This window comes from Ideonella sp. B508-1 (assembly GCF_000333615.1).
Classification (GTDB): Bacteria; Pseudomonadota; Gammaproteobacteria; order Burkholderiales; family Burkholderiaceae_C; genus Ideonella.
The window spans coordinates 1-6,649 of sequence record NZ_BADL01000437.1; the positions used below are offsets into that span (position 1 = coordinate 1).

Here is a 6,649-nt window from a genome sequence, read left to right on the forward strand (position 1 = left end):
GTGGCCGACGTGCTGATCGAGAAGGGTGGCGAGTTCGAGCACGGCTACACCTACTCCGGCCACCCGGTGGCTTGCGCGGTGGCCGTGGCCAACATCAAGCTGATGCAACAGCTCAAGCTGGTCGAGCATGTGCGCGACGATGTCGGCCCGTATCTTGCACAGCAGTTCGAGACGCTGCGTGACCATCCGCTGGTCGGCGAGGCGGTCAGTTGCGGACTGATGGGTGCCATTCAACTCGTGAAAGACAAGGCCACGCGACAGTTCTTCCCCTCCTCCCTGGAGGTGGGCATGGTCTGTCGGGGCCACTGCTTCGGCAACGGCTTGGTGATGCGTGCGGTGGGCGACCGGATGGTCATCGCCCCGCCGCTGATCATCACCCGGGCCCAGGTCGACGAGATGATGGCCCTGATCCGCCGCTGCCTGGACCTCACGCTGGCGGACGTCAAGGCCAAGGGCTGGCTCTGAGCCGATCGTTGATCGACGCGTTTTCCATGAAGTGCACCATTCTTGAGCCTGCCAAAATCGCCCCAGATCAGGGCAACCCAAGGTGGTGCACTTCCGCACCTTCGCAGCCTTCGCGTTTCTTCACCCCCCATCATCCGTGACCCTGGAGGTTTCTTCATGAAGTTCAGTTCAGTGCGTTCCGTCTTGTCTCTGGCCGTGGCAGCTCTGGCCGTAGCCAGCGGCGCCGCCCGTGCCCAGGAAGAGGAAAAGGTCCTCAACATCTACAACTGGTCCGACTACATCGCCGAAGACACCATCAAGAACTTCGAGAAGGAAACCGGCATCAAGGTCCGGTACGACAACTTCGACAACAACGAAATCGTCCACGCCAAGCTGGTGGCTGGCAAGACGGGCTACGACATCGTGGTGCCCTCGTCGAATTGGGCCAAGCTGCAGGCCGAAGGCGGCCTGCTGCAGAAGCTGGACAAGTCCCAACTGCCCAACTGGAAGCACCTGGATCCGGCCGTGCTGAACCAGTTGGCCAACCTCGACCCGGGCAACCAGTACATGGTCAACTGGCTGTGGGGCTACACCACCGTGGGCATCAACATCGACAAGGTCAAGGCCGCCCTGGGTGGCGCGCCGCTGCCCGACAACGTCTGGGACCTGGTGTTCAAGCCCGAGTACATCTGCAGAACCTGCTGTCCAACGCCTTCAAGTTCACGCCCGCAGGCGGGCGCATTCGCTGCGTGCTGGAACCGCTGGGCGGCACGCGCTGTCTGCTCAAGGTGCAGGACTCGGGGCCCGGCGTGCCGGCGGCGCAGCGCCAGGCCATCTTCGACCGCTTCCACCAGGGCAGCGCGCCTGCGGCCGGCGAGCAGAGCGGCTCCGGCCTGGGGCTGGCCATCGTGAAGGAGCTGGTGCAGCTGCACGGCGGCGTGATCGGTGTGAGCGATGCGCCGGGTGGCGGCGCCCTGTTCCAGCTGGAGCTGCCGCTGCAACCCGGCGAGGAGCATTACCTGCCCGACCGGCCGCTGCAGACCGCCTTCACCTCGGCCCCGCGCGCCTGGCCGGAACTGGACGCCGTCCAGCCGGCAGAGGCCGTGTGCGCCGCCGTGCCCGGCGAGGCCGAGGCGCTGGCACCCGAGGGGGCGGCGCTGCCACCCGGCCGCGCCACCGTGCTGCTGGTGGAGGACCACCCCGAGATGCGGCGCTTCGTGCGCGAAGCCCTGGGACACGACCACCGGGTGCTGGCCGTGGGCGACGGGCAGACGGCGCTGCAGCAGGCCCTGGCCGCGCCGCCGGACCTGATCGTCACCGACCTGATGATGCCGGGCCTGTCCGGCGACCGGCTGATCCAGGCCATCCGCGAGGCGCCTGCGCTGGCCGAGGTGCCGGTGCTGGTGCTGTCCGCGCGGGACGACCATGCGCTGCGCACCCGGCTGCTGGCCCAGGCCGCGCAGGACTACCTGACCAAGCCCTTCTCGGCACATGAGCTGCGCGCCCGGGTGCGCAACCTGGTGAGCATGAAGCTGGCCCGTGACGCCATGCGCCAGGCCCTGGCTTCGCAGAGCGACGACCTGGCCCACCTGGCCCACCAGCTCATCGTCAGCCGGCGGGCGCTGCAGGAATCGGAGCAGCGCTGGTGGGCCATCTACGAGCACTCCCCCGTGGGCATCGCGCTGCTCGACGGGGCCGAGCGCATCCTGGGGGCCAACCCCGCGTTCAGCCGCATGCTCGGGCACACGGACGCCCAGATCCGCGCCTGCCACCTGGCCGACATCACGCCGCCCGGTGAACAGTCGGCCAGCCGTGAGCGGGTGGCCCGGGTGCTGGCCGGTGAGGTGCGCGAGTACCACGTGCAGCGGCGCTTTCTGCACCGCGATGGCCAGGTGGTGTGGGCCAGCACCAGCGTGGCCCAGGTGCCCGACGCCGCCGCGGGCGCGCCGCTGTTGGTGGTGGTGGCCGAGGACATCACCGAGCAGAAGGCGGCCGAGGAGGCCCTGGCCGGGGCCCGCGAGGCCCTGGCCCAGGTCACCCGCGCCAGCGCGCTGGGCGAGATGGCGGCCTCGCTGGCCCATGAGATCAACCAGCCCCTGGCGGCCGTGGCGACCAATGCCCAGGCTGGCCTGCGCTGGCTGGATGCCCAGCCGCCCAACGAGCCCCAGACCCATGCGGCGCTGGAGCGCATCGTGCGCGACGCCCGGCGCGCTGCCGACATCATCGGCCGCACTCGGGCCTTTCTGCAGCGCGGGGCCAGCCGCCGCCAGCCGGTGGCCCTGGCCGCGGCGGTGGCCGAGGTCATCGAGCTGGTGCAGGCCGAGGCCCAGAGCCGCCGGGTGACGCTGCAGGTGGCCGCACCCGACGGGCTGCCGGCCGTGCTGGCCGATCCGGTGCAGGTCCAGCAGGTGGTGCTCAACCTGGTGATGAACGGCATGGAGGCCATCGGCCGCGACGGGGCCGGGCCCCGCTGGGTCCGCGTCACCCTGGGCCGGCACGATGCGGCCAGCCTGCGGGTGCAGGTCGAGGATGCCGGGCCGGGGCTGGACCCGCAGGCCGGCGAGGAGATCTTCCAGGCCTTCCACACCAGCAAGCCCCAGGGCCTGGGCATGGGCCTGGCCATCAGCCGCGGCATCGTGGAGTCGCACGGCGGCCGGCTGTGGACCGAACAGCGGCCCGGGGCAGGCGCCACCTTCTGCTTCACCCTGCCGGTGGCGGGCGAGGGTGCAACCTCATGAGCGTGCCATTTCCGGCCACTGCGCCAGTGCCGGGCCAGCTCCGCGTGCTGGTCGTCGACGACGACCTGTCCATGCGCGAGGCCCTGGCCAGCCTGATCGGGTCCGCCGGCTGGCCGGTGGAGAGCTTCGCCTCGGCCGCCGAGCTGCTGCAGCGCCTGCAGATGCCCCTGGACGGGCCGGCCTGCCTGGTGCTGGACGTGCGCATGCCGGGCATGACCGGGCTGGAGCTGCAGCGCGAACTGAGTCAGGCGGGCCGCCCGCTGCCCATCGTCTTTCTGACGGCCCATGGCGACATCCCGATGACCGTGCGGGCCATCAAGGCCGGGGCCATCGAGTTTCTGCCCAAGCCCTTCGACGACGAGGCCCTGCTGGGGGCCATCGCCCAGGGCCTGGCCGAGGCCGCGCAGGCCTGGCAGGCCCAGCAGGGCAGCCGGGCCCTGCGCGCGCGCTACGAATCCCTCACCCAGCGCGAGCGCGAGGTGCTGCACTGGCTGCTGCAGGGCCTGCGCAACAAGCAGACGGCCGACCGCCTGGGCATCTCGGAGGTGACCGTCAAGGTGCACCGCCACCGCATGATGGAGAAGATGGCCGCAGGCTCATTGCCCGAGCTCATCGCCATGCTCGATCGCCTGGGCGTGCCGCGCGTCGATCCGGGAATGTCCCAGGGGCTGAACGGGGGCTGAAGGGGCCGAACTGAACCTTTGTGCAATGGTGCGCCCAGGTCTGTCTCACTAGATTTGCATGGCACGCCCACCGCACCGCACGGTGCCGGGCGAGAAGAGGGCCTCACAGCAGGCCCACCGCCAACACACAGGAGACAGACGCCATGGCCTTGCTCGACCGCAACGAGTGGTATGACATTGCGCGCAGCACGAACTGGACACCGTCCTACGTCAGCGAAGACGAACTCTTTCCCGATCTGATGACCGGCGCCAAGGGCGTGCCGATGCAGGCCTGGGAAAGCTACGACGAACCCTACAAAACCTCGTACCCCGAGTACGTGCGCATCCAGCGCGAGAAGGACGCCGGGGCCTACTCGGTCAAGGCCGCGCTGGAGCGCAGCCGCATGTTCGAGGAGGCCGATCCGGGCTGGCTCTCGATCCTGAAGTCGCACTACGGCGCCATCGCCCTGGGCGAGTACGCGGCGATGAGCGCCGAGGCCCGCATGACCCGCTTCGGCCGCGCGCCGGGCATGCGCAACATGGCCACCTTCGGGATGATGGACGAGAACCGCCACGCCCAGATCCAGCTGTACTTCCCGCACAGCTACTGCGCCAAGGACCGCCAGTTCGACTGGGCGCACAAGGCTTATCACACCAACGAGTGGGGGGCCATCGCAGCGCGCCACACCTTCGACGACCTGTTCCTCGCACGCAGCGCCACCGACATCGCGGTGATGCTGACCTTCGCCTTCGAGACGGGCTTCACCAACATGCAGTTCCTGGGCCTGGCGGCCGATGCGGCCGAGGCGGGCGACTACACCTTCTCCAGCCTCATCTCCAGCATCCAGACCGACGAGTCGCGCCATGCGCAGATCGGCGGGCCGGCGCTGCAGATTCTGATCGCCCAGGGGCGTAAGGAGGAGGCGCAGAAGCTGGTGGACGTGGCCATCGCCCGCGCCTGGCGCCTGTTCTGCCTGCTCACCGGCACGGCCATGGATTACGCCACGCCGCTGGAGCACCGCAAGCAGTCCTTCAAGGAGTTCATGCGCGAGTGGATCGTCGGCCAGTTCGAGCGCACGCTGCTGGACCTGGGCCTGGACCTGCCCTGTTACTGGGACCAGATGATCCACGAGTTCGACTACCAGCACCACGCCTACCAGATGGGCATCTGGTACTGGCGCCCGACGCTGTGGTGGAACGTGGCCGCCGGCATGACGCCCGACTGCCGCGACTGGCTGGAGGAGAAGTACCCCGGCTGGAACGACAGCTTCGGCCAGGCCTGGGACGTGATCATCGACAACCTCAAGGCCGGCCGCACCGACCTGACCCTGCCGGAGACCCTGCCCATCGTCTGCAACATGAGCCAGATCCCCATCTGCGCGGTGCCGGGCAAGGGCTGGAACGTCAAGGACCACCCGCTGACCTACAACGGCCGCACCTACCACTTCAACTCCGAGATCGACCGCTGGGTCTTCCAGCAGGACCCGCTGCGCTACCGCGACCACCTGACCCTGGTGGACCGCTTCCTGGCCGGGCAGATCCAGCCGCCCAACCTGATGGGCGCGCTGCAGTACATGAACCTCGCCCCCGGCGAGATCGGCGACGACGCCCACGGCTATGCCTGGGTCGACGCCTACCGCGATCCGCGCAGCAAGAAGCAGGCTGCCTGAGCCTGCCACACCCTGGAGACAACGATGGCCCTGTTCCCCCTGATTTCCAACTTCCAGTACGACTTCGTGCTGCAGCTGCTGCCGGTCGACACCGAGAACACCATGGACGAGGTGGCCGCCGCTGCCGCCCATCACTCGGTGGGCCGGCGCGTGCGCCCGCAGCCCGGCAAGGTGGTGCGCGTGCGCCGCCAGGGCAGCGAGACCTTCTTCCCCCGCGAGAAGAAGCTGTGCGAGACCGACATCCAGCCGATGGAGTCGCTCGAGTTCATCTTCTGCGACGCCTGAGGACCCGCCCATGAGCTTTCAGAAAGTCTGCACGCTGGACGAGGTCTGGGAAGGCGAGATGACCGAGGTCGAGGTGGGCGAGCACGTCATCGTGCTGCTGGGCATGGACGGCGGCGAGGTGCGCGCCTTCCAGGGCGTCTGCCCGCACCAGGACATCCCGCTGTGCGAAGGCAAGTTCGACGGCAAGGTGCTGATGTGCCGCGCCCACCAGTGGACCTTCGACGCCCAGACCGGCGCGGGCATCAACCCCGGCGACTGCCGCCTGGCGCAGTACCCCGTGCGCATCGAGGGCGAGGACGTGCTGGTGGACGCCGCCGACGTCACCCCGCTGTTCGCCCACAGCTGACCACCGAGACCCCACACCATGAGCCATGACAAGACCGCCGAGGCCTACCGCAACAACCGCGTCGGCCCCGTGCTGCGCGCCAGCCCCATCACCAGCGCCGTGATCGAGGCCGCCGAGGAGGACAACCCCGGCAAGCAGATCCGCGTCGATGACAAGCTGGCCTATGTGCGCATCGACTGCGAAGGCGAGCTGGTGCTGCGCCGCGAGACGCTGGAACGCGCGCTGGGCCGGCCTTTCAAGATGTCCGAGCTGGAGCTCAACCTGGGCTCCTTCGCCGGACGCATCGAGACCGGCGACGAGCAGGTCCGCTTCTATTACGAAAAGACGCTCTGACCGGAGCAGGAGACACCCCCATGTCACAACCCGAAGTGCTCAAGCCGCTCAAGACCTGGAGCCACCTGGCCGGCCGCCGCCGCAAGCCCAGCGAGTACGAGATCGTCTCGACCAACCTGCATTTCTCCACCGACAACCCCGACGCGCCCTTCGAGCTGGACCCCACCACGG

The 6,649-nt window shown here is 68.7% G+C and carries 7 protein-coding genes and 2 pseudogenes; all 9 read left to right on the forward strand.

Annotated features, from left to right (window positions below):
- Window positions 1–465 (forward strand): aminotransferase class III-fold pyridoxal phosphate-dependent enzyme (locus I73_RS17635; RefSeq protein ID WP_022981822.1); only part of this gene is annotated, 465 nt, incomplete at its 5' end.
- 156 nt (window positions 466–621) lie between these two features.
- A pseudogene (locus tag I73_RS28765) lies at window positions 622–1,146 on the forward strand (extracellular solute-binding protein); the annotation flags it as partial.
- Between the two features lie 47 nt (window positions 1,147–1,193).
- Window positions 1,194–3,182: an ATP-binding protein gene (locus tag I73_RS28770; protein ID WP_234409539.1), complete on the forward strand. Its 1,989-nt coding sequence runs from the start codon at window positions 1,194–1,196 to the stop codon at window positions 3,180–3,182.
- On the forward strand, window positions 3,179–3,865 hold the full coding sequence (locus tag I73_RS28775; RefSeq protein WP_051049263.1) for a response regulator transcription factor: 687 nt from the start codon (window positions 3,179–3,181) through the stop codon (window positions 3,863–3,865). The genes I73_RS28770 and I73_RS28775 overlap by 4 nt, the downstream gene beginning before the upstream one ends.
- 143 nt (window positions 3,866–4,008) lie before the next feature.
- Window positions 4,009–5,514 (forward strand): Toluene-4-monooxygenase system protein A, encoded by a 1,506-nt coding sequence (locus I73_RS17655; protein ID WP_022981826.1) that lies wholly within the window; start codon window positions 4,009–4,011, stop codon window positions 5,512–5,514.
- A 24-nt stretch (window positions 5,515–5,538) separates the two neighbouring features.
- Window positions 5,539–5,799 carry a toluene-4-monooxygenase system B family protein gene (locus tag I73_RS17660; protein ID WP_022981827.1) on the forward strand — a complete coding sequence of 87 codons (261 nt, stop codon included), beginning with the start codon at window positions 5,539–5,541 and terminating at the stop codon, window positions 5,797–5,799.
- Between the two features lie 10 nt (window positions 5,800–5,809).
- A complete protein-coding gene (locus I73_RS17665; RefSeq protein ID WP_022981828.1) occupies window positions 5,810–6,145 on the forward strand; it encodes a Rieske 2Fe-2S domain-containing protein in 336 nt (111 codons plus the stop codon).
- 18 nt (window positions 6,146–6,163) lie between these two features.
- Window positions 6,164–6,478: an MmoB/DmpM family protein gene (locus I73_RS17670; RefSeq protein ID WP_022981829.1), complete on the forward strand. Its 315-nt coding sequence runs from the start codon at window positions 6,164–6,166 to the stop codon at window positions 6,476–6,478.
- 20 nt (window positions 6,479–6,498) lie between these two features.
- Window positions 6,499–6,649 (forward strand): annotated as a pseudogene (locus I73_RS32765) (toluene monooxygenase); the annotation flags it as partial.

Bases quoted from the DNA above. Each gene is read 5' to 3' on its own strand.
- I73_RS17670 (WP_022981829.1), top strand. From the start codon at position 6,164: ATGAGCCATGACAAGACCGCCGAGGCCTACCGCAACAACCGCGTCGGC.
- I73_RS28775 (WP_051049263.1), top strand. From the start codon at position 3,179: ATGAGCGTGCCATTTCCGGCCACTGCGCCAGTGCCGGGCCAGCTCCGC.
- I73_RS17655 (WP_022981826.1), top strand. From the start codon at position 4,009: ATGGCCTTGCTCGACCGCAACGAGTGGTATGACATTGCGCGCAGCACG.
- I73_RS17660 (WP_022981827.1), top strand. From the start codon at position 5,539: ATGGCCCTGTTCCCCCTGATTTCCAACTTCCAGTACGACTTCGTGCTG.
- I73_RS17665 (WP_022981828.1), top strand. From the start codon at position 5,810: ATGAGCTTTCAGAAAGTCTGCACGCTGGACGAGGTCTGGGAAGGCGAG.